Raw genomic sequence first — 21,180 nt, forward strand, 5'->3', positions numbered from 1 at the left:
AAGCCACCTGAAACCGGGAGCCGCAAGATTCCGGTTTCGGGTCTGGAACAGGACGTTCCGGTAAGGATTAGGATATTGCGAAGGGAATTAGGGACGTCGCAAGGAACAGGATGTTCCGAACGGAATAGGGATATTCCGTGCAGGATTTGGAACGCGAACGGACTAAGGGATATCGCACCAGGAAAGGGATTTTCCGAACGGATTCGGGGTGTCTCGAAGGGAGTCGGGGCATTCTGATCCGGAATTCTTCAGCGGACCAAGCTCAAGCCTCGGTGACAGCGGATGTCGGCCTTGAACAGGGATGTTCGCCTACGGCTCGATTGCTCAAAAACAAGTCTATCTTTTCGATACTGCCGGCGCGGCCAAGTTCCTGCGACCGTCTCCCCCGGAATAAACCGACGACACGCCGCCAGATCCCGTGCAGCGGCCGAAAGTCGTGCGGATCTCATCGCGCCAAATCGCAAAAACATTCCGCCCGCAATCCGGGCGCCATCGCCGACTGAAAACCGGCCCACCGGCGTTAAGGAGCAGGCAAGCTCGAGGCCGCCTGCTCCGCAAGTCGTTTTCCGGCTGCCGGTCAGTAACCGCGACGCTGACCGCCGAAGCCGCCGCCGCGGCGCTGGGCAGAGCCGCCGCGATCGTTGTTTTCGCGGGGACGCGCTTCGTTGACGGTAATGGAGCGGCCGCCAAACTGGGTTTGATTCAACTTGTCGATGGCCTCCTGTCCGCCGGGGCTATCCATCACGACAAAGCCGAAGCCTTTGGATTGTCCGGTAAAACGATCGGTGATCAGATTGACCGACTGAACCTCGCCGTACTGGGCGAACAGCCCGCGAAGCTCTTCTTCCGTGGTTTGGAACGACAAATTGCCTACGTAAATATTCTTCATTTGAAAATAACTCCAGTTCCGACGCGTGCCGGAACGTCAACAAACAAACCGGCCTCCAAGGCCGAGGACAAACCTAGCGAGTTACTTCTTGAGGTATGAGGCGAGGACTTCGGGAGCGGAGCGAGAACGACGCCGGGTCCGGGAAGGAGTTACCAAATGCCACGGAAGGAACATGTCAGGCAATCGAACTCTAGCATGACGATATGGCTTTGCCTATGGGTATTTCTACGGATGCCGCGCCGGCTCCGCCTTCCAGGAACCGGACGCGAGAGTTCCCCCTCCATGGAGCGGCTCAGGGACGAAAGGCGGTGGAGATGGCCGCCGTCGCTTGCCGCAAACCCGGCAAAAGATGACAATCGTCCCGACCGTGACTGCGGGGATGTTCTATCCCCGAGACCAAAATCTCAGGAGAAAAACAATGAAAAAAGCTCGCTCGTTGATCCTGGCGGCTTCTCTCGCTCTGGTCTCGCTGACCGCTCCCGATGCCCAGGCGCAGACCGCCGCGCAGAAATTCGGCCGGGGTCTGGCCGGCATGACTACCGGCTTTCTGGAGCTGCCGGGCAACATCGTGAAGGAGACGCGAAGACAAGGCGCGATCGGCGTTCCCATCGGTTTGGCTTACGGGGTCGGCATGATCGTGACGCGCGAACTGGTGGGAGTTTACGAGTTCTTGACGGCGCCTTTCCCCATACCCGCGGGTTTTAGGCCGATTCTGCGTCCGGAATACCCCTGGGACTATTTCGAATAGACCGGGGCGGCGAGATCGGCGCCTTTGATCTCCTCTGCTGCGTCTGAGGCAAACGATGGAAGGTCGAGGTCTCGCCGATTCGGGGCGTAGGCCGATCATGTTCTCGGTGCATGGCAGTCCGTACGCTACTTCGGCACCTGGCGGGGTTCGAAACTGAAATCTGCGGGCGGTACAGGCTTGCCGAAACGATATCCCTGGCCCATTTGGCATCCTTCGGCAGCGAGAAAAGCTTGTTGCGCTGCCGTTTCCACGCCTTCCGCAATCAACTCCAGACGGAGCGAACGGGCCATTGCGACAATCGCCCGGATGATCGCGTCATTGTGATCGTGCGGGACATCCATGACGAAAGACCGGTCGATCTTGAGCCGGTGCACGGGTAATTGCTTCAGATAGCCGAGGCTCGAATAGCCGGTGCCGAAGTCGTCGACGGCGAGATTCACGCCGAGCGCGCGCAAGCCTTGCAGCGTGCTGAGGGTTTTCTCGGTCTGCTGCATGGCGATGGTTTCGGTTATTTCGACTTCCAGGTATCGCGGTTCGAGACCGGCTTCGGCCAGCGCGCTCGACACTAGCTCGACCAGGTCCGTGTCGAGCATTTGCTGACCGGATACGTTGACCGCGATGCGCTTGAGCGGAAGTTTCCGATCGAGCCAGATTTTGGCCTGCCGGCAGGCCTGGCGAAGCACGAACTCGCCGATTTGGCAGATGATGCCGCTTTCTTCGGCAAGCGGGATGAATTTGGTGGGCGACACCAGGCCGATTTCCGGATGGCGCCAGCGCACCAGCGCCTCGGCTCCCGATACCGAACCCGCGAGCAGATCGATTTGGGGCTGATAATAGACTTCGAGCTCGCTCCGTTTGAGCGCCTGGCGCAACCGGGTTTCCAAATGTACTTTTTCCAGGATCTCCTGGGCTAGCGATTCGCTATAGAACTGGAACCGATTCCGCCCCAGCCGCTTGGCGTGATACATCGCGGCATCGGCGTGCCGGATCAGATCCTCGGTGTTTTTCGCGTCGTCCGGATAAAGGCTGATGCCGATGCTGGGCGTGATAAACAGCTCGTGCTCGTCGACCCGGACCGGTTCGCCGAGCGCGCCGACCAAGGCTTCGGCGAATACCGCCGTGGCTTCGGGGCTGTCGATACGCTCCAGCGCGACGACGAATTCGTCGCCGCCCAATCGGGCCACCGTATCGTCCTCGCGCACGGCGGCGGTCAATCGAGACGCGACCTCGCACAGCAATCGATCGCCCACGGCATGGCCCAGGCTATCGTTGATGTTCTTGAAGCGATCGAGATCGATGAACAGGACGGCCAGCCGATGCCCCTCGCGATGCGCATGCGACACGGCATGATCCAGCCGATCCGTGAACAGCAGTCGGTTGGGCAATTGGGTGAGCGCGTCGTGATGCGCGAGCTGGAACAGCTGTTTTTCGAATTGCTTGACGCCGCTGATATCGGACACTATGGCGACATAGTTCAGAATTTGGCCGTCCCGGTCGCGAATCGCGCTGACGTTTTCGATCGCCGGGAAGATTTCGCCATTTTTGCGCCGGTTCCAGAGCTCGCCTCGCCATTGGCCGGTCGTCCTGATCGCGGCCCACAGTTCTTTGTAAATCGCGGCATTGTGGCGTTTGGACTGCCACAGGCGAGGCGTCTTGCCGAGCAGATCGGATTCGGAATAGCCGGTAATTGCGGTGAAGGCCTTGTTGACCGCAATGATTCGGGTTTCGGCATCGGTAATGACGATTCCTTCGGCAGTGTTCTCGAATGCCGCCTGCGCGAGCCGGAGCTCGGCTTCGATCAGTTTTTCGGCGGTCACGTCGCGGGTGATGCCGTCGAGTCGGGTGTGGCGCCCGGCCGCGTCGTGGACCGCATAACCGATGTCGTGGATCCAGCGCACTTCCCCGTCGCGGCGGACGATCCGGTACACCGCGTCGAAGCCGGTTCCTTTCGGGAGATTGGCGAACCCCTCATATACCCGCGCGCGGTCGTCGGGGTGAACGGCGTTCATCCGGAGTTCCGGGCCGGTGTAGAACTCTTCCGGTTTATAGCCGTAAATGTCCTCGACGACCTTATTGACGAACAGCACCTCGCCGGTGTCCGGGGAAACGCTCCAAACGGCGTCGCGCATGTTCGTCAGGATGCTTTCGAAACGCTCGCGGCCTTCTTCGAGCTGGCGCACCGATGCTTCGACCCGGTCGCGCAGCAGCGCCTGAACGGCTTTTTGTTCGGCCACGAGAGCCGACATGACGTATGTGGCGCCGCCGACGATCAGGGTGAGCGCATCGAGCAGCAGAAAAGAGGCGTTTGTCGGATACCGGGAAAAGGGTCCGATTCCGTTGACCGTGCTTGCCGTCGCGATCAAGACGTTGATGGCCAGGGTAATCGCGATGCCGAGCGGGTCGAAGCGGAAAGCCGCCCAGATCAATGCGGGGATGGTGAGAAAGGCCAGTGGATAATGATCCGTGTGCGGGTGCAGCCAGCCGCCGAAGGCGTAGAGCGAGACCAGCGTGGTCAGCAGCGCGTGGAGTACTTGTTCCGCGCTCGGCCCGGCGATCTTCGGCTTGCCGGCCAGCGCCAGGAAAAGCGGGGTCGCCACCAGCGCGCCGCCCGCATCGCCGAGCCACCAGGTCCACCAGAGATCGAACACCGAAAGGGATGTGCTCGGCTCCAGCAGCATCACGCTCAGAGTTCCGACGGTGGCGCTGATCAGGGGAGCGGCCAGTACGCCCAGAAGCAAAAACCGCAAGACGTTCCGGACCGTACAAAAGATCCGGTCGATGCTCATGAATCGGATCATCCAGGCCGCTCCGGCGACGGCCTCGAGGGTGTTGCCGGCGGCGATAGCGAAGGCGGAGAGCGATACCGGGCCGGTCGTGAGATTGGCCGCTAGGGCTCCGAGAAAAACCCCGGGCCACCAGCGCCGGCCGAAAGCGAGGCAAACGGCCAGGGCGAGGCCGGTCGGCGGCCAAATCGGCGTAATCTTGACGTGGACGGTTGCCAGCAACAGGCTGAGTTTGGCCGCCGCGAAATAAGCGACCACGAAAAGGACTAAACCTAGCGGATAAGCAAGCCGCCCGCTCTTAAATGTGGATTGAGAGACGGATACCATCGCTGCGCGTTTGAATGGATGTGGTGCTGAACGGGCCTGAGGCGAAGTTATCGCGGAAAACGCTAAGGATAACGCACGATAAGTAGAAGTTCGTATTGCCTGAAGCGATGGCTGCGTCCGCTGCGAGATTTCAGCGGCGTCGCCGTTTGCCTGCAGCAGGCGGCGACTCGGAGGCGCGCTGTGGAAAACGGTTCATCGTACGCAAGGCGGGAAAGCCGCACATCCAGATCAAGGCGACGGCCAGGGTTACCGTTCCGCCTATGATGATCGCGGGGGCCAGGCCGAACCAGGCGGCCGTCAGGCCGGATTCGAACTCGCCCAGTTCGTTCGAGGCGCCGATGAACACCGAGTTGACGGCGCTCACCCGCCCGCGAATCGCATCGGGCGTTTCGAGTTGGACCAGCATGTGGCGGATGTAAACGCTGACCATGTCGCCGGCGCCCAATAAAAAGAGCGCTGCCAAGGACAGCGGAAAGCTGGTCGACAGGCCGACCGCGATGATGGCGGATCCGAACAGGATGACGCCGCCGAACATCCAGTGTCCGACGTGGCGGGAGATGGGGGCGAAGGCGAGAATCAGCGCAGTCAGCGCGGCGCCGGCTCCCGGCGCGGTGCGCAACAGGCCGAGCCCGGTCGGGCCCACGTGGAGAATGTCGCTGGCATAGGCCGGCAGCAGCGCCGTGGCGCCGCCGAACAGAACGGCGAACAGATCGAGCGAAATGGCGCCGAATACGGCGGGCCGCGAGCGCACGAAGCGCAATCCCTCCAGCACGGTATGCCAGCTCATCGGTTCGCGGTCGCCGTTTTTCCAGGGAAGGCGGCGCATCGGCAGCATCAGGATCACCGAGAGGGCGAGCAATACGGATACCGTCGTGTAAACCGTCATGGGACCGGCGAGGTAGAGCGCGCCGCCGAGCGCGGGACCCGCGATCACTGCCAGTTGAAAGCTCGATGAACTGAGCGCGACGGCATTGCCGAAGCTTTCGGCGGGCACCAGATTGATCACGATGGCCTGGCTGGACGGCATCATGAACGCGCGGGCCGATCCGTAAAGCGCCAATACGGCAAATACCGGCCACACGACTTTCAGGCCGGTCAGGGTAAATCCCAGGAGCAACAGGCCGCACAGCATTTCCACCGCGAAACAAAGCATGATGATGCGGCGGCGGTCGAAGCGGTCCGCCATCTGGCCGGCGATCAACACTAGCGGTACGAAGGGCGCGAATTGGGCAAGCCCGATCAGCCCGAGATCGAGTGCATCGCCGGTCAGCGCATAGACTTGCCAGCCGATGGCGACGCTTTGCATTTGCACGGCAACGGTGCCGAGGAAGCGGGCGCACAGGTAAAGGGTGAAGTCGCGATGGCGAAGCGCGGAAGCTTTGGTCGTGGATAAAGACATGTATTTCGCGGGTATTTGTCAGTGCGCCTGAATTACCGGGATGGAATTCTTGTCCTGCCCGGTAGCGGAACCTTCATCGAAAGCTTCGGAACGCGAGCCCCATTCCGCGTCAGGCTTGAAATGCTCGACTTCATCGTTCCGGTCAATGGCGTACAGGAGCCGCGCAGATAAAGAAGGTGTAAGCAGAGTTTATTGATTCGGCAGGAATAGCGGAATCATTCTTTGAAAAAATTCCGGATTCGTTTTTACTCGCCTCATCCCTGAGGCTCGCCCTTCGGGCCATGCTTCATACGTTCCAGTTCGCTCCGGGCGAACTGGCGCACGCCAGCGCCCATAGAGCGCAGCCCAAGGATGTGCTGCATGAAACGCTACGCTTAATCCGGCCTCCGTTTGGATAGAGGAACCCGCGTCCAAAGAGTCACTCCGCTCAAAGGCACCTATAAACCTAGAAACGGCGGTTGACCACTTGGATGCCCTAGAAAAAGCCTGATGAGTCCGAAACGTCCTGCCTTGCGTCGATTTCACCTTTTGGGTGAAGCCGCTAGGCACCCGACTGCACGGCGAGCGGGCTACGTGGCGGCGTTGCTCCTTCTTGCCGGAGACTACCCCGCGGCGTCGTCGCGCCTCTTCGACTTCGCTCAGGACAGGCCTGCCAGCCGATCCGCCCGCCGCACACTCAAGCACGCCCAACTGCCGTTTCTGGATTTAAGCGAGTCCGGACCGCTTTTGGGTCCGGACGAGACGAGCGGCAGTCGGGGGCCGAAGGCAATCGCTCGTCGCCGCAATTTACTCCTTTGGGTGAGCGAGATGTCCCAAAAGGGTTCGCAAAAATTGGCGATGCAATCGTTTGGGCTCAATCGTCCTCGTGCCAGCGATGGCCGCTGCGCGACAACAGTTCGGCAGAGGCGGAGGGGCCCCAGGTTCCGGCTTTGTAGGATTCCGGGCCTTTGGGATCGGCGGCCCAGGTGTTGAGGATCGGTTCGACCCAGCGCCAGGCCATCTCCAGTTCGTCCTGGCGCACGAACAGCGACTGGTTGCCGCAGATGATGTCCAGTAAGAGACGTTCATAGGCCTCTTGCCGGCGCTCGCTGAATTTACTGGTGAAATCGAGGTCCAGGGAGACCGGCCGGAGTTGCATGGAATGGCCCGGCCGTTTCGCATTCAGATAAAGGCGGATCGATTCGTCCGGCTGCAGGCGGATGACCAGCTTCGCCGGGGCTCGGGAGCCGTTGCTGGGCAGCGGGAAAATGTGGTGCGGCACGTCGTGGAAATAGATCACGATGTCGGCGAGGCGCGTCGGCAAGCGTTTGCCGGTGAACAGGTAAAACGGCACTCCGGCCCAGCGCCAGTTGGCGATTTCCGCTTTAATGGCGACGAAGGTTTCAGTCTTGCTGCCGGCAGGGACGCCGCTTTCTTCGAGATAGCCGGGCACCGGTTTGCCGCCGCAGATTCCGGCGCGGTATTGGCCGCGCACCGTATTGGTATGAACGCCCTCCGAAGTGAAGGGGGCCAGACATTCCAACACCTTGAGCTTTTCGTTGCGGATCGCGTCGGAATCGAGGCTGGAGGGCGGTTCCATCGCCACGAAGCAGAGCAGTTGAAGCAGATGGTTCTGCACCATGTCGCGCAATGCTCCGGTGCCGTCGTAGAAGCCGGCGCGACTGCCGATCCCGACCTCCTCCGCAATCGTGATCTGGACATTGGTGATCCATTGCCGGCGCCACAACGGTTCGAACAAGGCGTTGCCGAAGCGCAGCGCCATCAGGTTCTGTACCGATTCCTTGCCGAGGTAATGGTCGATGCGGTAGATCTGCTTTTCCTGGTAATGGCGGCCGACTGCCTCGGTGATGGCATTGCTGGACGCGAGGTCGTGTCCCAGGGGTTTTTCCAGCACCACCCGACAATTCGGCCCGGTGAGGCCTTGCCGGGCCAGGCTTTCACAGATCATGGTGAACAAGGACGGCGCCACCGAGAGGAAAAAGACGTTCACCTCGGCCGGGGTTTTTTCGAGCCGGGCCTTCAAAATGGCATATTGCTCCGGATTCTCGGCGTCGATCTTTTCGTAGATCACACGCTGGCGGAAAGCCGCCCAGATTTCATCGTCCCAGTCGGCCTTCGGCAGAAATTGGCGGGCCCTCTCCTCGGCAATGGCCCAATATTCTTCCAAAGTGTAATCGCGCCGCCCGAGACAGTAGAGGTGGCCGGCCTCTCCCAGTTGGCCGTTTTTATGACTCTGGTACATCGCCGGCAATAACTTGCGCATCACCAGATCGCCGGTACCGCCGAAAAAAACCAAGTTGAAGGATGAGGGAAAAGGGAGCTGACTCATTGTTTATATCCTCGTAGGCCGGATTAGGGTTGCAAGAGGGTCACGAAAAGTAGCGTATAAAACGCCGCCCTGTTTTCGCCGGAACAGGGTCCCTTATGCGACTTAACCTACGAGCGACGGCAAAAATGCGCTTTCGCGATCTTGTGCCGGATGCAATGAGTCTGCCGCATATAAAGCCGCTCCCTAGCGGACAGCGCCGGCAAGAAATCCCAAGAAACTCAGCCGTTTAATGTGGCGTTCGGACCGATGGTAAGGGGGCCTTACCAGGGATGTCAATGCGATTGTCGGTAGTTGTTGTCAACAATTTGTCCGATCTTAGGAGGTGGGAAGACACCGCCTCTAGCTCTGCCTTCGACGGTATCCCGGTCTGGCCGTGGCGAAGCGGAGTTACGCGAAGGTTGTCCCCTCAATGATGCCCACTCCCTTCGGCGAACCGGGCGGTTGCCTGCGCCAACAAAACATTTCGCCAAGTACAAAAAAGACCGGAATACTCTTCTATCGGTTAGATGGCTGCCGTAACTCGATCGGGAGCCCAGTGTCCTCATTAGGGCATCTCGAAAAACCGACTCCGTTCAGGCTTCGACAGGCTCGGCACGAGCGGAACCGATCGATCCGATGGGAACCGTCCGCACCGAGTGGGTCGAAGTGCACGGTTTTTCGAGGTGCCCATTAGAGGGGCAGGCCGGCGGAGTGAGCTTTGGCAGTTCGGCCATTCCGGTCACTTCACCCTGACTAATATCGGCCGTTCACAAATGACCGCTTTTTCGGAGTCGAACCGAAAGTAAGACCCCACTACGGTCAGCCGCGCTTTGCCGATCGAATGCCCGCTCGCGGCGAATCCGGCGCGGTCAATCATTCCGGAGCGGTTCCAGATCGACAATCTTGCTATTCCCGAGAGAGAGGCGGCCTCAGAAATTTGAACAGTCGGTTAAGTGGATAAACTGCTCCCTTCTATTTCGAGCCGATGCAGAAGCTAGCAAACCCGAGAAAAGCCGCGCCGTTACTTGGTTTGTATTTTGCGCTCGGCCATCATGGGCACACATTTGGGCACACCAATGGAAGTTACCCCCCATTTTTCCCGATTTTGCGAAACAGATTCAGCGGCCCAGGTCATCAAGCGGTTCAAGGCCCAAGCTTTCCAGCCGCCGATTCATCAGCCCAAGCCGTTCGGCCATGCCTGCCCATGACGCATTGGCGAAAGCGGCATACTCGGCTTTCAGCCGTTCAAAGGTGCGCCAGTGCATCCCCTTGGGCTTGCCGCCTTCCGGGTTCGCTATCCCGGCTCCCCATCCAAGCCGCTGCCGGATCGTGTCTGCCCGTCGCATCGCTCGAGCATCATCCGTTTCCCGCTGGCACTCATAGGCCAGCTTGTGACAGTGCCGACAGGCAAAGATTGACCCGCCGAAGAGGATTGCCACACGCCGCCCGCATCCTCTCGCCGGGCAAAGGAACCACGCCCGCTGCCCGCCGAAATGCAGGCCCGTCCATTCCAGATAGACGGGGTATTCCATCGGTTGCCACTCGCCGGCGTTGCTCCGGCTTCGGTAGCTGAGAATCACGCGGTCAACTTCCGTTCGCATCCGGATTGATGCCACCTCTTCGCCGTTGACCGTCCATTCCCGGCCGAAGGCCCGGCCCGGTGTCAGCAGGCCATCGCGTTGCAGCTTGCGAATATCCAACGATAGCATGTTGCTTGTCGTGTCTTTGCCTCTTTGGTATCGCCGCCCGCTTCCGATGCCGCCCATTTCTTCACGCTCCGATTTTGCCTAAATCATTTGGCAAGTTGGCGGTATCGTTTCCTCCGATTCTTGCCGGATCCCTTGCCGTTGCTGGCATTGCGCCGGTTTTGATGATGTCCGGTTTCATGCGCCGCGAAGGTCTTTCAGCTTCAAAAGCATAGCCAATGCCCGCTCAAATTTGCGGTCAAGGTGCGTTTCGTAGCTGTTCAGATTTTTCAATCGGTGCGCTTGCAGCCCTTCGCCCAAGGTTTGCGCCTTGATTGCAGGGGTGTATTCGGCTTCCTTCGCCATGCGATAGCAGAGCGGTTCCAGCGAGTCGCGGATGAATTCGGCCAGACCTTCGGCAGTTGCCGGGTGTTCCTCATCCTCGATATGCTCATCCCACCAGTCGCGGGACTCTTGCGTCAGTGCCCGGCGTGCTTTGGCATAGGCATTCGGCCCGCCCTTGCGAAGTATCGCCGCCGCCTTTTGCGTTGCCGCCAGGTCAAGCGCCGCATACCGCTGGCGCTCGGCAGTATCTTCCGGGGTCGCATCCATGAATTCCCGCAGGTCGGCATTCTCGACACCCATGCCACGCTGGAAAGGTGCCGCCGACTTGATAACCGATGCCGCGCTACTCACCGCACCTTTCAATCCCTCGTTGATCTTGGCGCCTTCGGCCAGCAACACCCGCCGCTTGCGCCAAATGATCGTGGCAAGCTCTTCGACCAGGTGCCGCTCAGTCATGCCCGCCGGTCGGTGTTCCTCGATCAGCGCCGCCAGCAGGCCGTTAAACTCGGCATGATCTTCATGCGCCAATACCGCCAGCTTGGAAAGAATGCCGTGCTTCAAGGCATTGAACCGCACAGCCTCATAGTTGCCCGCCCGCGCTACGGGTGCCGCATCGTCGCGGGTCATCACGGTCGCCTGGTTGATCGTTTCCGCTTCAATGGTCGTCATCATTCGTCCTCTTTCTGAATCAGCCCCGGCCAGCGTTCGCGGCCCGGTCGCCGGTCGGTGTCAGCCGCGCCAGGCGCATAGCCTTCGCAGCGCCGGGGTAGGTCGCGGATCGGCTCATAGTTCCGGCTCGCCGCAATCTCGCCGCGCTTCGCCGCTTGGCATCGCCGGGCTATCAGGTTCGCGCATTGGTCGCAGGTGCGCCGGTCATCAGGGAAGGGGCCAGGCCTCGGCAGTTCCGCCGCCGCCCGCCCGGTGAAGTAGTCTCCTGCATCCGCATCCTGCTGGCACTGCACTATCACTTCGGCAATGGTCGCCGGGTCGGTTTTTTCGATCAGCGCCAGCCATGCCCGGATCGACGTTTCTTCGGTGTCGGTCAGGGGTGCCGTGTCGCTGGTGCTGGCTTTCAGGACTTCGAGAATTTCCGTCTTGTGTTCGCGGATCACGGCCAGCCACCGATTCACCGCCGCGCCGTCGCCGCTTGCCTTGATGGTTCCAGCCGTGGAAAGTGCCAGCCTCACCCCTTCCGCTTGCGCCTCGCGGATGATGGTCGCCGGGGTCATATCTCCACCTCCACCGCGCCCGGATTACCCCGAAGGTGCTCAATTTCCCCGAAGGTGCTCACCTTTTTTTGTTGGGCATCTTCGGCATTTTTGAGCATCTTCGCGTTTTCTAGGATCGCTTTTGCCGCTTCCTGTCCGGGCATTCGCCATACCCATCCACCTTTCATCCCTTCCTTCACGGCCTCGATTCCAAGTGCCTTTTGCGCCCTCCTGATCGTCGCCCAGGAATACCCCGCGCCATCGGCATCCGCCTTGATGGTTTTCCCGGGTAACGGCCCATCCGCCAGCAGGTCGGCAAGAAAGCGCTTGGCATCGGCCAGGGTGCCGCCCCCGCCATCGTCGCCGGTCGCGTCCGCCGTCGCCAGCAATTCCCGCGCCGCGCCTTCCACCGCATCACCCCACAGCACGGACGATGCGAAGATGCCCGGATGCGTTTTCAATTCGGCCTGGTGCAAGTCGTATTCAAAGCCGCCGTCATCTGGCCCGATGTTGGACTTTGCCCGGCAGAAAAGCCGGACGGTGCGCCCGTCCTCGCCTTCCTCCTGGTGCTTCGCCGCCACCAATACCACGCGGGCAAGTGCACCGAAGGCCAGGCTTCCGGTCAATCGCTCTACCGGATCACGCCCGCCGGTTCCCTTGGAAAAGTGCGTGATACCCAACAGGGCGCAGCGCATCGCGCCAGCCAGATCAACCAGCGGTTGCAGCCCGCGCCGCACCTCCGCATTTTTGTGACTGTCTCCGGCAATCGCGGAAACCACGGGATCAACGATCAGTAATTTCACGCCGCCGATTTCTGCCAGCTTGCGCCGCAGCGGTTCCATGTCGCGGGCAGGGTCGAAAGATCGCCGCTCGTTGCCCTCCCGAATGTCAGCAATGAAATAGACGCGGGATAGATCGGCCCCCGATAGGGCCAGCCGTGGAATCAGTGTGTCGGCAGGATCATCCTCGCCGCTCCAGATCACCACGTTCCCGGCAATGGATCGGGTGCCATCCGGCCAGCGCCCACCGGTTGTCACGGTCGCTGCCAATGCCATGCTGATTGTCGTCTTGCCGGTGCCTGGTGCGCCGCCAAAGACGTGCATCTTGCCCGCCGCCAGCCAGCCATTCCAAAGCCATGCAATCGCTTCGGGGGTCACGTCACTGGCTCGAATCAGACTCACGTCCCGCGCATATTCGCCCGCTGGCGCGTCATCGTCGCCGGGTTGATGCTCACCCCTTGCCGGTGTCGTTGCGCTCGCCTTGCGCCCATCCATGCCCATCAGTCGCGCCGCTTCTTTGACTGCTCGCGTCATGTCGCCGCCATGTTCCAAGATGCGCCAGCAATCAAAGGCATCATGGGCATTCCCATCATTCAGCGGATCGCCGTCATGACTGGAATAGACGCGCTTTGGTATTGAATCAGGCAACATCCGCACCCCAGGCAGGCCCGACGTGCTACCCGGATAAAGCCAGCGGTTACGGCCTTTGCCGATGTAACCGTTTCGCTCGAGGATGGCTCCAATGTCGTTCGCATCGTTGAATGCCCGGATCACGCTGCCGGACTGCTCGCCACTCCGCCTTGTCAGCGCCGCCTTTTGCGCGGCCTCGATCTTTCTCGCCTCAGACAGCAGGGCATCGACATCGAGCGGCTCGCCGACTGTTATCCCACGCTGATATAACCCAACACGTTCCTCCTGCATCTTGGGGTATAGAACAGCCGCGCCGGTTCAAGGCAAGCCGAATCGAAGCAATCGGCAATCCCCAGCAGCGCGGCAACATGCAGGCCAAAGGGTTTGAGCTCATCGGGCAGCAATGGGCGGGATATGTCCAGCACCAACCGATAGCGCGGGTGCGCTCCCCCTTCGGGCAAGATGGCCCCGCCGTGGCTGTAACTGGTATGCACGAACCCACGCCAGCCACGCAAAGACAGCTCCGCCAGCATTTCATCGGGTGTTATCGGTTCCGGCCCGGTAACGCGCTTGACGATGTCGCCGTGCTTGTCTTTGACGTGTTCGCCGTTTTCATCCTTGACCGGCTCAGCAGCGGCTTCCACGTCAGTACCAGAAACGATACTGACTTGACGCGATCACCTTTGCGCGGCCCGTGTCCAATATCGGCAGGCAACCATGCAGGGCCATCTTTGCCGCCGATCTCCGGTTTCGCGAACCAGTCGGCCAGCGTATCGAATGTGACTTGATACACTTCCGATATATCAGCGCGGCAATGATCCACCATGGCAATTGGGCGGCTCATTTCAAGCCTCCTTTCTTTTTCATTGCCCGCTGGATTTGCCGCCGCTTTGGTAAAATCAATGGTGCTGGGAATGTTTTGGGTCGGACGGTCGCCACCGCTCCGGCCCTTTGTTTTTGTAGTCATGGCCGCCCCCTTATGCCTTGCGGCTCTTTTCAACTTGGGCAGCCAGCCATGCGTCAATTTCCGCCTCGATCCAGCCTACAGCTTTGGCGCCGACGGAAATAGGCTTGGGGAAGGTCGGGTCATAGTCGCCCGGCCTCTTTGGGTTATGCCGCATGCGGGCATAGATACTGGAACGGGAAAGCCCGGTGCGGGCTTCTACTTGCTTGCGCCGAAGGATGGTCAGCGGGGATTGGGTTTGTGCGGCCATGCTCGCCACTCCTAAGCATTCGCCGGGACATACCGGCATGGCTCGCATTCAATACATCGCGGCTTCCCAAGTAACCGCAGTTGCGGAAGACGTTACCGCAGTTGCGGTAATGGATCAGGTCGCGCCCAGGCTTCGGTTTGCCGCTGCAAACTTTTTTTCCAGTGTTCGCTGCGATATACCAGGTTTGCCTTCATAGTGTCCGAGTAGCGCGTCAATGATCGCGGCTTGGTTGTCGAAAATGGATTGCCGGTTGCCCGCTGGCGATTTGCTCAGCATCAGCGCCAGCATAGCCCCGATGATGTTCAGATAGGTTGTCTCCTCTCGCTCGCCGGGAGCCTTCATCTTTTCCAGTTCCGCCCGCAGTGAATCGCGTTCGCCGCGCATGGCGTCCATTTCGCGGATAGTGTCCGCCTCCCTTGCCTTCACCTTTTCCAGTTCCGCCCGCATTGCATCCCGGTCAGCTTGCAAGGCCAGGAAAGTATCGGCATTGATTGCCGCATGGGTATTGCGCTCGATTTCGTCAAACAGGAATGCGGGCTTTTGGTCGGGGTAGTGCTTTGCCATCCATTCGCGCAAGTCGGTATGCCTCACGGTTAGACGCCCCTGCGCCACATGTTCGCCAGCCGCCACCGTTCGCCCGTCGCGGCCATACGGAATATTGTTGTGCCTGATGGCATCGAGGATTTTTTCTGTGTTCGCTTGCAGGCAAGGCCATAGGGGAATTGTCCGGTTTTCGGTATTCCATCGCCTACGCAAGAGAGGATCGCTGATTCATGGGCTATCAACCCGCACCAGCGCAATGCCGCCTCAACAGGTCGATAAAAAGGCTTTTCCAGTGCATTGCAGCTCTTTGCGTTGTATCCATCCATCATCGCGCCCTTTCACGCTTCCCTTGATTGGGTGCCGCACCAGCCGGGCAAGGGTTTCCCGGTTTTCCTCCTGTCGGAGTAGGTGCGGCAAACTCGTTATGACGCAGCCTGATAAGCCTTCCCGAACGGCCCGATGATGACCTTGCCGCGTCCGTCCTGAATCTGGCTATCCACGAAGTCCGCCCACCATTGCAACATTTCCCGCCGCTGGTCGGCATACTGCGCCCGGTTATAGACGCCACGGACGCCCTTGGTTTCGTGGGCCAGGCATTTCTCGATCCAGTCCGAATTGAAGCCCGCTTCATGCAGGTGCGTCGATGCCGTCCGCCGGAAGTCGTGAATCACGAAGTCCCGCACGTCGATTTCCAGCGCCCGCACCGCGACATTCAGGGTGCTTTTCGCTATGGGTTGCTTCAGGCTCCCACGGCTCGGGAATACCCACTCGGAGCCGCTCGCCAGCCCCTTCAATTCCTCGAACATCGCCACCGCTTGCCGGGACAGTGGAACAAGGTGCGGCTTGTCTTTCTTCATGCGCTCGCCGGGGATCGCCCATTCCGCTTTCTCAAGGTCAAGCTCTTCCCATTTGGCTTCGATCAGTTCCGATTTCCGCACCATGCACAGAATCAGCAGATGCAGCGCCAGCTTGTGCGCCCGCTTCATGCTGGATTGGTAGATTGCCCGCAGCAGCTTCCCGATTTCCTCCGGGGTTAGGGCTACGTCGCGGCTCTTGGCTTGGGCAATGAATTTCGCCTCGATTGCCGCCGCCGGGTTGAATTGGGTTTTCTCCCGCGCAATGGCATAAGCGAACAGCCGCTTCATCACGTTGCGGGTTTGCAGTGCCATTTGATCGGCCCCGCGATTCTTGATCTTGTCGGTAATCGCCAGAATGTCGGTCACGGTCACGTCGGCAATTTGCTTGCTGCCAATCGCCGGGATCACGTCCTTATCCAATACCCGCTTGATATTCCGGGGGCTACTGTTCGCAGGCTCCACAATCTCGGCATACCAGCGCCGGGAAAAGGCTTCCACGGTGTCGGCGGCTTTAGCCTCGGCTTCCTTGGCTTTCACCCTCTCGACAGCCTTCATGCACCAGTTGCGAATGAAAGCTTGTGCCAATTCCTTTACGGCGGGGGCGGCATCGCCGGGGATCGGATCGCCACGCTTCAAGGCCATCGGGGATAAGCCGCGCCCGGCCAGCGCCTTGCAATCGTCCCGCCACGTCCGGGCTTCAGCCAGTGAATAGGCCGGATACTCGCCCAACGTGATTTTTTCTTGCTTGGCTCCACGCCCGCCGATGCGGTAGCGCATCCGCCAAACCTTTGCACCGCCGGGCATGACTTCCAAGAATAGTCCGCCCTCGTCTGCTTCCTGATATGCCTTGCCAGCCGGTTTCAGGCTTCGCAGCTTGGTATCTGACAGCACCATGATTCACCCCTTCCGCAGTGCGTGTGCCCATGAAAACCAGCATCATCTTGGGCACACCATTTCGCCTTGGGCACACCGCCTGAAACCCTTGCCTGGTGCGGAATTCAGCCGGGTTTGCCGCCTTGTGTGCCCATGAAAAAGTGATTTCTCCGCCCCCTAAACAGGGGTCTAGGGCACACCAGCACATTCACATGGGCACACCGCTTTTCATCTTGGGCACACATATGGGCACACATTTAAGCGGATTTGTGCGGAACACGCAAGCCTATTAAGGAACAAAAAGCCCGCAGTTACGCGGGCTTATGGGTGTTTTGCGGAAGGCTTCGGACTACGCCGGAAGGCTCGCTATTTTCCGATGCAAAAACGGGAGAATATCCGGCCCAAAAGGTCCTCGGAGGTGAATTCGCCCGTGATTTCCGATAGCGCGTGCTGGGCTTCGCGGAGGTCTTCGGCGAGGAGTTCGGCGGCGCGGGTCCGGCATTGCGTCTCGGCGCTCTCGACAAAATTCCGGGCGCGGCTTAGCGCGTCGAGATGGCGCCGGCGGGCGATGAAAACGTCGCTCGCCTCGCTGTCGTAGCCTATGGCGGATTTGAGGTGCTGCCGGAGATGGTCCAGGCCTTCGCCGGTTTTGGCGGACAGATACACCGCGGCACCTTCGCGGTCTTCGATGAAGCCAGCCGGTTTTCCGGTAAGATCGATCTTGTTGTAGACGCGGGTGACCGGGATATCGGCGGGCAGGGTTCGAAGCAGGGCTTCCCCGTCTTCCGGCGTGCGGTCGTCGATCAGGAGCAGGAGGCGGTCGGCCTTGCCGATCTCGGTTTGCGCCCGGCGTATGCCCTCGCGTTCGACCACATCCTCGCTTTCGCGGAGGCCGGCGGTGTCCACCACATGCAGGGGCATGCCGTCGATTTGAATGTGTTCGCGCAAGGTGTCGCGGGTGGTGCCGGCGATTTCGGTGACGATGGCGGCTTCCCGCCCGGCGAGTTGGTTGAGGAGGCTGGATTTTCCGGCATTGGGACGGCCGGCGATGACGACGGTCATGCCCTCGCGCAGCAGACAGCCTTGCCGGGCGGAATGGCGGATATGCCGGAGTGCCGCCCGAAGTTCCGCGAGCTTTTCGGCGATACGGCCTTCGGACAGAAAATCGATGTCTTCGTCGACGAAGTCGATGGACGCTTCCACGTATTGCCGCAGTTCGATCAGAGCTTCGACGAGCTTATGGATTTGCGCCGAGAATTCGCCCTCGAGAGAGCGTTGGGCGGAGCGGGCGGCTTGTTCGGTGGTGCTCTCGATCAAATCGGCGATGGCTTCCGCCTGAGCGAGATCGATCTTGTCGTTGAGAAAGGCCCGCTCGCTGAATTCTCCCGGTCGCGCCAGCCGGACGCCCAGGCTCAGGACGCGGCGCAGCAGCAGATCGAGCACGACCGGGCCGCCGTGCGCGTGCAGTTCGAGGATGTCCTCGCCGGTAAACGAATGGGGCGACGGAAAGTACAAGGCGATGCCGGTGTCGAGAACCGAGCCGTCCTGATCGTAGAAACGTCCGTAATGGGCGTAGCGCGGCTCGAGTTCTTTTCGTAGAACCTCGCGCATCAGGTCGGGCACGGCATCGCCGGAAGCGCGGATCACGCCGATGCCGCCTCTGCCGGGCGGGGTGGCGATGGCGGCGATGGTATCGCGGGATAATGTGTTCATTGGAACACCTTGCTGGTCTGATTCGAAGAGCGGCGGAGCTGAAACCTCTCCTTCAGGAGCGCAAGTTCGAAGGGAACGCGCTGGGACCGTCGGCAGGCGGGTCCCGAAGGGACGGGCGCCAAGGAGGGAGTCCGCAATGGCCGAATCCGGACGGCGATGCGGCGCATCGTCGTCCTTCCGGTCACTTCTCCGCTCACGGGGAGGCCGGGCGTGGATTGAAACATCGAATGGGTTCCGGAAGAAGCATCCGATCCGGATCGACGGGGAAATGCCGGCGCCTTGCGCCATCGTAAAGCGAAAGGATGGCGGCGGGGCTGCGATGCCAGCCCCGCGCCGGGAGCCGTGCTAGGCGTCCGCGCTTCTTTCGATCTGCCGGGTGATGTGCCACTGCTGGAGAATGGACAGGATGTTGTTGACCACCCAGTAGAGCACCAGTCCGGACGGGAAAAAGGCGAAGAAGCCGGTGAATATCACCGGGAAGAACTGCATCACCTTGGCCTGTACCGGATCGGCCGGCGGCGGATTGAGCTTCTGCTGAATGAACATGGAGACGCCCATGATCAAGGGAAGGATGAAGTAGGGATCCTTGGAGGAAAGGTCGTTCAGCCAAAGGGCGAAGGGCGCCTGGCGCATTTCCACGCTTTCGATCAGAACCCAGTACAGAGCAATGAACACGGGAATCTGGACCAGGATCGGCAGACAGCCGCCCAGCGGGTTGACCTTCTCCTTGCGGTACAACTCCATCATCGCCATGTTGAACTTCTGCTTGTCGTCGCCATGACGCTCCTTCAACTGTTGAAGCTTGGGCTGAAGCTTCCGCATCCTGGCCATGGAACGGTAGCTGGCTTGCGACAGCTTGTAGAACAGGGCCTTGAGCGTGATAGTGACGAAAATGATCGCCCATCCCCAGTTGTTGAAGATTTTGTGGAACTGTTCCAGGAGCCAGAAGATGGGTTTGGCGACGATGGTCAGCGCGCCGTAGTCCACCGTGAGATCCAGGCCGGGAGTCGTTTGTTCCAATACGCGCTGGAGCTTGGGACCGGCGAATAGACTGGCCTTGAAGACTTTTTCCTCGCCCGGCTTGACTTCGAGCATGGGCGAATAGGTACCGATGACGAAATGATCGTCGGAAAGAGCCTTGGTGTAAAAGGTGTGCTCTTCGCCGGGAAGCGGGATCCAGGCCGCCAGGAAGTAGTGCTGGATCATGGCGATCCAGCCGTCTTTGGATTTCCTGTTCAGGTTCGAATCCGCCATGTCCTTGAACGTGATCTTCTCGTATTTTTCTTCCGGAGTGTACAGCACGCCGCCGGTATAGGTCCGGACGAAAGCGTCTTTATCCTTGTCTTCGGGGTTCTTGCGCTGTAGCTGAACGTATTGGCGTCCCTTCCAGTCGGCTCCGGACTGGTTGATGACTTGTTGCTCCAGTCCGATCAGATAGCTGCCTTTAGTGAAGACCAGGGTTTTGGTGATCTTGATTCCCTTGTCGTTGGTCCATGTGAAAGGCACGCGGAGGGTGTCCCGGCCTTCCGCCAGCGTGTATGCCGCGGCTTCGGGCTGCCAGACGGTGTGATGGGTGGGCGAGAGGGACTCTTCTCCCAAAAATCCGCTCTGCGCGATGAAGAAGTGGTTTTCATCGTCGAGCAGCCGTACCGGCTTATCGGGCTGATCCTTGCTTTGCGGGTAGCCGAGCAGATCAAGTATGCGCAAATCGCCGCCCTTGGTGTCGATCTCGGCGCGGACGACGTCGGTGGTGATGCTGACGCGCTGATGCGCGGCGGCCGCAGCGGACGGCTCGGTTTTCTGGGTGACGTCGTCGACGCTTCGTGCCGATTCGGGGACATCGCCCGGCGCGGCCGGCGTCGCCGATTCGGCTTGCGCTACGGGTTCGGGCTTAGGCCCGTAATCCACTTGCCATTGCTGCCACAGCATAAAGCCGAGGAAGATGAAGAGGACGAAGAGAACGAACCTTAAATTATCCATTCTTATTTTCCGAATTGTTCTGGGACGGGATCAATGCCGCCTTCATGCCAGGGGTGGCATTTCAGCAGTCGCCTTACGGCAAGGTAAGAGCCCCGCAGAGATCCGAACCGGCGGATCGCGGTCAAGGCATAACTGGAGCATGTCGGGTGGAAACGGCAGTGATGCCCCACCCAAGGACTGATCAGGTATTGATAGAGTTTGATGAGGAAGACCAAGAGGGCTTGCATCGTTTCACCAGGTGTTCCCAGTGCTTGTGCAACGAGCTTCGGATGGTTTCATGGTCTGCCTGAATTGCGGCGCTACGTGCCATTACCACAAAATCGAGTCCGCCCAGCAGCGGCTGCCGTAGGCGAAAACTTTCGCGGATGAGGCGCTTGATGCGGTTGCGATCGGCGGCGTTACGGATTTGTCGTCTGGCGATAGCCAACCCGAGGCGCGGATGATCCCTACCGTTGGTTCGCGCGAGCACGGTCAAATAGTGGTCTGCGGACTTGCAGGGCTGCTCGAAAACGCGCTGGAAGTCGGCGGCGGTGCTCAAGCGGCGTGTTCGGGGGAAGCCGTAGCGAGGCGACTCCAAACGTCAGACGGTAAGCCGTTTGCGGCCTTTGGCGCGGCGCGCATTCAAAACCGAACGTCCGCCGCGGGTCTTCATGCGCGTGCGAAAACCGTGGGTACGGACGCGTTTTATCTTGCTGGGCTGATAGGTTCTTTTCATGGTGTACCTGTTGAGTTCCGCAAAGCAAATACAAAGCTGCACATGCTAATTTACGGGAAATGCTCTGTCAATGCTGTGGATAAGTCGCCTCTTGAGGTATGATAAGGGATTCCGTTGAAGCGCTCACGCATTTATCGCCTATGCCTTATGTCTTATTCCTCGAGCACGACAAGGGAGCCGTACA

General features: G+C 59.9%; 18 protein-coding genes. 1 reads left to right on the top strand and 17 read right to left on the bottom strand.

Annotated elements, in window-relative coordinates:
* Nucleotides 1-577 precede the first annotated feature (577 nt).
* On the bottom strand, nt 578-889 hold the full coding sequence (locus tag ACWJKU_RS18605; protein ID WP_454144784.1) for an RNA recognition motif domain-containing protein: 312 nt from the start codon (nt 887-889) through the stop codon (nt 578-580).
* Between the two features lie 418 nt (nt 890-1,307).
* Between ACWJKU_RS18605 and ACWJKU_RS18610 the strand changes: the two genes are divergently transcribed.
* Nucleotides 1,308-1,637: an exosortase system-associated protein, TIGR04073 family gene (locus tag ACWJKU_RS18610; protein WP_454144786.1), complete on the top strand. Its 330-nt coding sequence runs from the start codon at nt 1,308-1,310 to the stop codon at nt 1,635-1,637.
* A gap of 125 nt (nt 1,638-1,762) precedes the next feature.
* On the opposite strand, the gene ACWJKU_RS18615 is transcribed toward ACWJKU_RS18610, so the two are convergent.
* The 16 genes from ACWJKU_RS18615 to rpmH form a co-directional block, all read right to left on the bottom strand.
* Nucleotides 1,763-4,678, bottom strand: coding sequence for a bifunctional diguanylate cyclase/phosphodiesterase (locus ACWJKU_RS18615; RefSeq protein ID WP_454144788.1), 2,916 nt, complete (start codon nt 4,676-4,678; stop codon nt 1,763-1,765).
* A gap of 199 nt (nt 4,679-4,877) precedes the next feature.
* Nucleotides 4,878-6,146 carry an MFS transporter gene (locus ACWJKU_RS18620; RefSeq protein WP_454144790.1) on the bottom strand — a complete coding sequence of 423 codons (1,269 nt, stop codon included), beginning with the start codon at nt 6,144-6,146 and terminating at the stop codon, nt 4,878-4,880.
* An 853-nt stretch (nt 6,147-6,999) separates the two neighbouring features.
* Nucleotides 7,000-8,475, bottom strand: coding sequence for a glucose-6-phosphate dehydrogenase (gene zwf, locus ACWJKU_RS18625; RefSeq protein ID WP_454144792.1), 1,476 nt, complete (start codon nt 8,473-8,475; stop codon nt 7,000-7,002).
* Between the two features lie 1,097 nt (nt 8,476-9,572).
* Nucleotides 9,573-10,220 (bottom strand): hypothetical protein, encoded by a 648-nt coding sequence (locus tag ACWJKU_RS18630; protein ID WP_454144794.1) that lies wholly within the window; start codon nt 10,218-10,220, stop codon nt 9,573-9,575.
* A 117-nt stretch (nt 10,221-10,337) separates the two neighbouring features.
* A complete protein-coding gene (locus ACWJKU_RS18635; protein ID WP_454144796.1) occupies nt 10,338-11,156 on the bottom strand; it encodes a hypothetical protein in 819 nt (272 codons plus the stop codon).
* Nucleotides 11,153-11,713 carry a hypothetical protein gene (locus tag ACWJKU_RS18640; protein ID WP_454144798.1) on the bottom strand — a complete coding sequence of 187 codons (561 nt, stop codon included), beginning with the start codon at nt 11,711-11,713 and terminating at the stop codon, nt 11,153-11,155. The genes ACWJKU_RS18635 and ACWJKU_RS18640 overlap by 4 nt, the downstream gene beginning before the upstream one ends.
* Nucleotides 11,710-13,392, bottom strand: a complete 1,683-nt coding sequence (locus ACWJKU_RS18645; RefSeq protein ID WP_454144800.1) for an AAA family ATPase — start codon at nt 13,390-13,392, stop codon at nt 11,710-11,712. Before ACWJKU_RS18645 ends, ACWJKU_RS18640 begins: the two co-directional genes overlap by 4 nt.
* Entirely contained in the window at nt 13,353-13,745 is a 393-nt protein-coding gene (locus ACWJKU_RS18650; RefSeq protein ID WP_454144802.1) for a hypothetical protein, read from the bottom strand. Before ACWJKU_RS18650 ends, ACWJKU_RS18645 begins: the two co-directional genes overlap by 40 nt.
* Before the next feature lie 333 nt (nt 13,746-14,078).
* A complete protein-coding gene (locus ACWJKU_RS18655; RefSeq protein ID WP_454144804.1) occupies nt 14,079-14,315 on the bottom strand; it encodes a helix-turn-helix transcriptional regulator in 237 nt (78 codons plus the stop codon).
* A 114-nt stretch (nt 14,316-14,429) separates the two neighbouring features.
* Nucleotides 14,430-14,879, bottom strand: coding sequence for a hypothetical protein (locus ACWJKU_RS18660; protein ID WP_454144806.1), 450 nt, complete (start codon nt 14,877-14,879; stop codon nt 14,430-14,432).
* A 401-nt stretch (nt 14,880-15,280) separates the two neighbouring features.
* A complete protein-coding gene (locus ACWJKU_RS18665; RefSeq protein WP_454144808.1) occupies nt 15,281-16,609 on the bottom strand; it encodes a tyrosine-type recombinase/integrase in 1,329 nt (442 codons plus the stop codon).
* Between the two features lie 345 nt (nt 16,610-16,954).
* A complete protein-coding gene (gene mnmE / locus ACWJKU_RS18670; protein ID WP_454144810.1) occupies nt 16,955-18,301 on the bottom strand; it encodes a tRNA uridine-5-carboxymethylaminomethyl(34) synthesis GTPase MnmE in 1,347 nt (448 codons plus the stop codon).
* Nucleotides 18,302-18,646: 345 nt separating this feature from the next.
* Nucleotides 18,647-20,281 carry a membrane protein insertase YidC gene (yidC, locus tag ACWJKU_RS18675; protein ID WP_454144812.1) on the bottom strand — a complete coding sequence of 545 codons (1,635 nt, stop codon included), beginning with the start codon at nt 20,279-20,281 and terminating at the stop codon, nt 18,647-18,649.
* 2 nt (nt 20,282-20,283) lie between these two features.
* Entirely contained in the window at nt 20,284-20,508 is a 225-nt protein-coding gene (gene yidD, locus ACWJKU_RS18680) for a membrane protein insertion efficiency factor YidD (protein ID WP_454144814.1), read from the bottom strand.
* Complete coding sequence (rnpA, locus tag ACWJKU_RS18685; RefSeq protein ID WP_454144816.1) at nt 20,463-20,858, bottom strand: ribonuclease P protein component; 396 nt, start codon at nt 20,856-20,858, stop codon at nt 20,463-20,465. The genes yidD and rnpA overlap by 46 nt, the downstream gene beginning before the upstream one ends.
* Nucleotides 20,859-20,861: 3 nt before the next feature.
* On the bottom strand, nt 20,862-20,996 hold the full coding sequence (gene rpmH, locus ACWJKU_RS18690) for a 50S ribosomal protein L34 (protein WP_454144818.1): 135 nt from the start codon (nt 20,994-20,996) through the stop codon (nt 20,862-20,864).
* Between the last annotated feature and the right edge of the window lie 184 nt (nt 20,997-21,180).

Source organism: Methylocaldum sp. MU1018 (assembly GCF_053646775.1).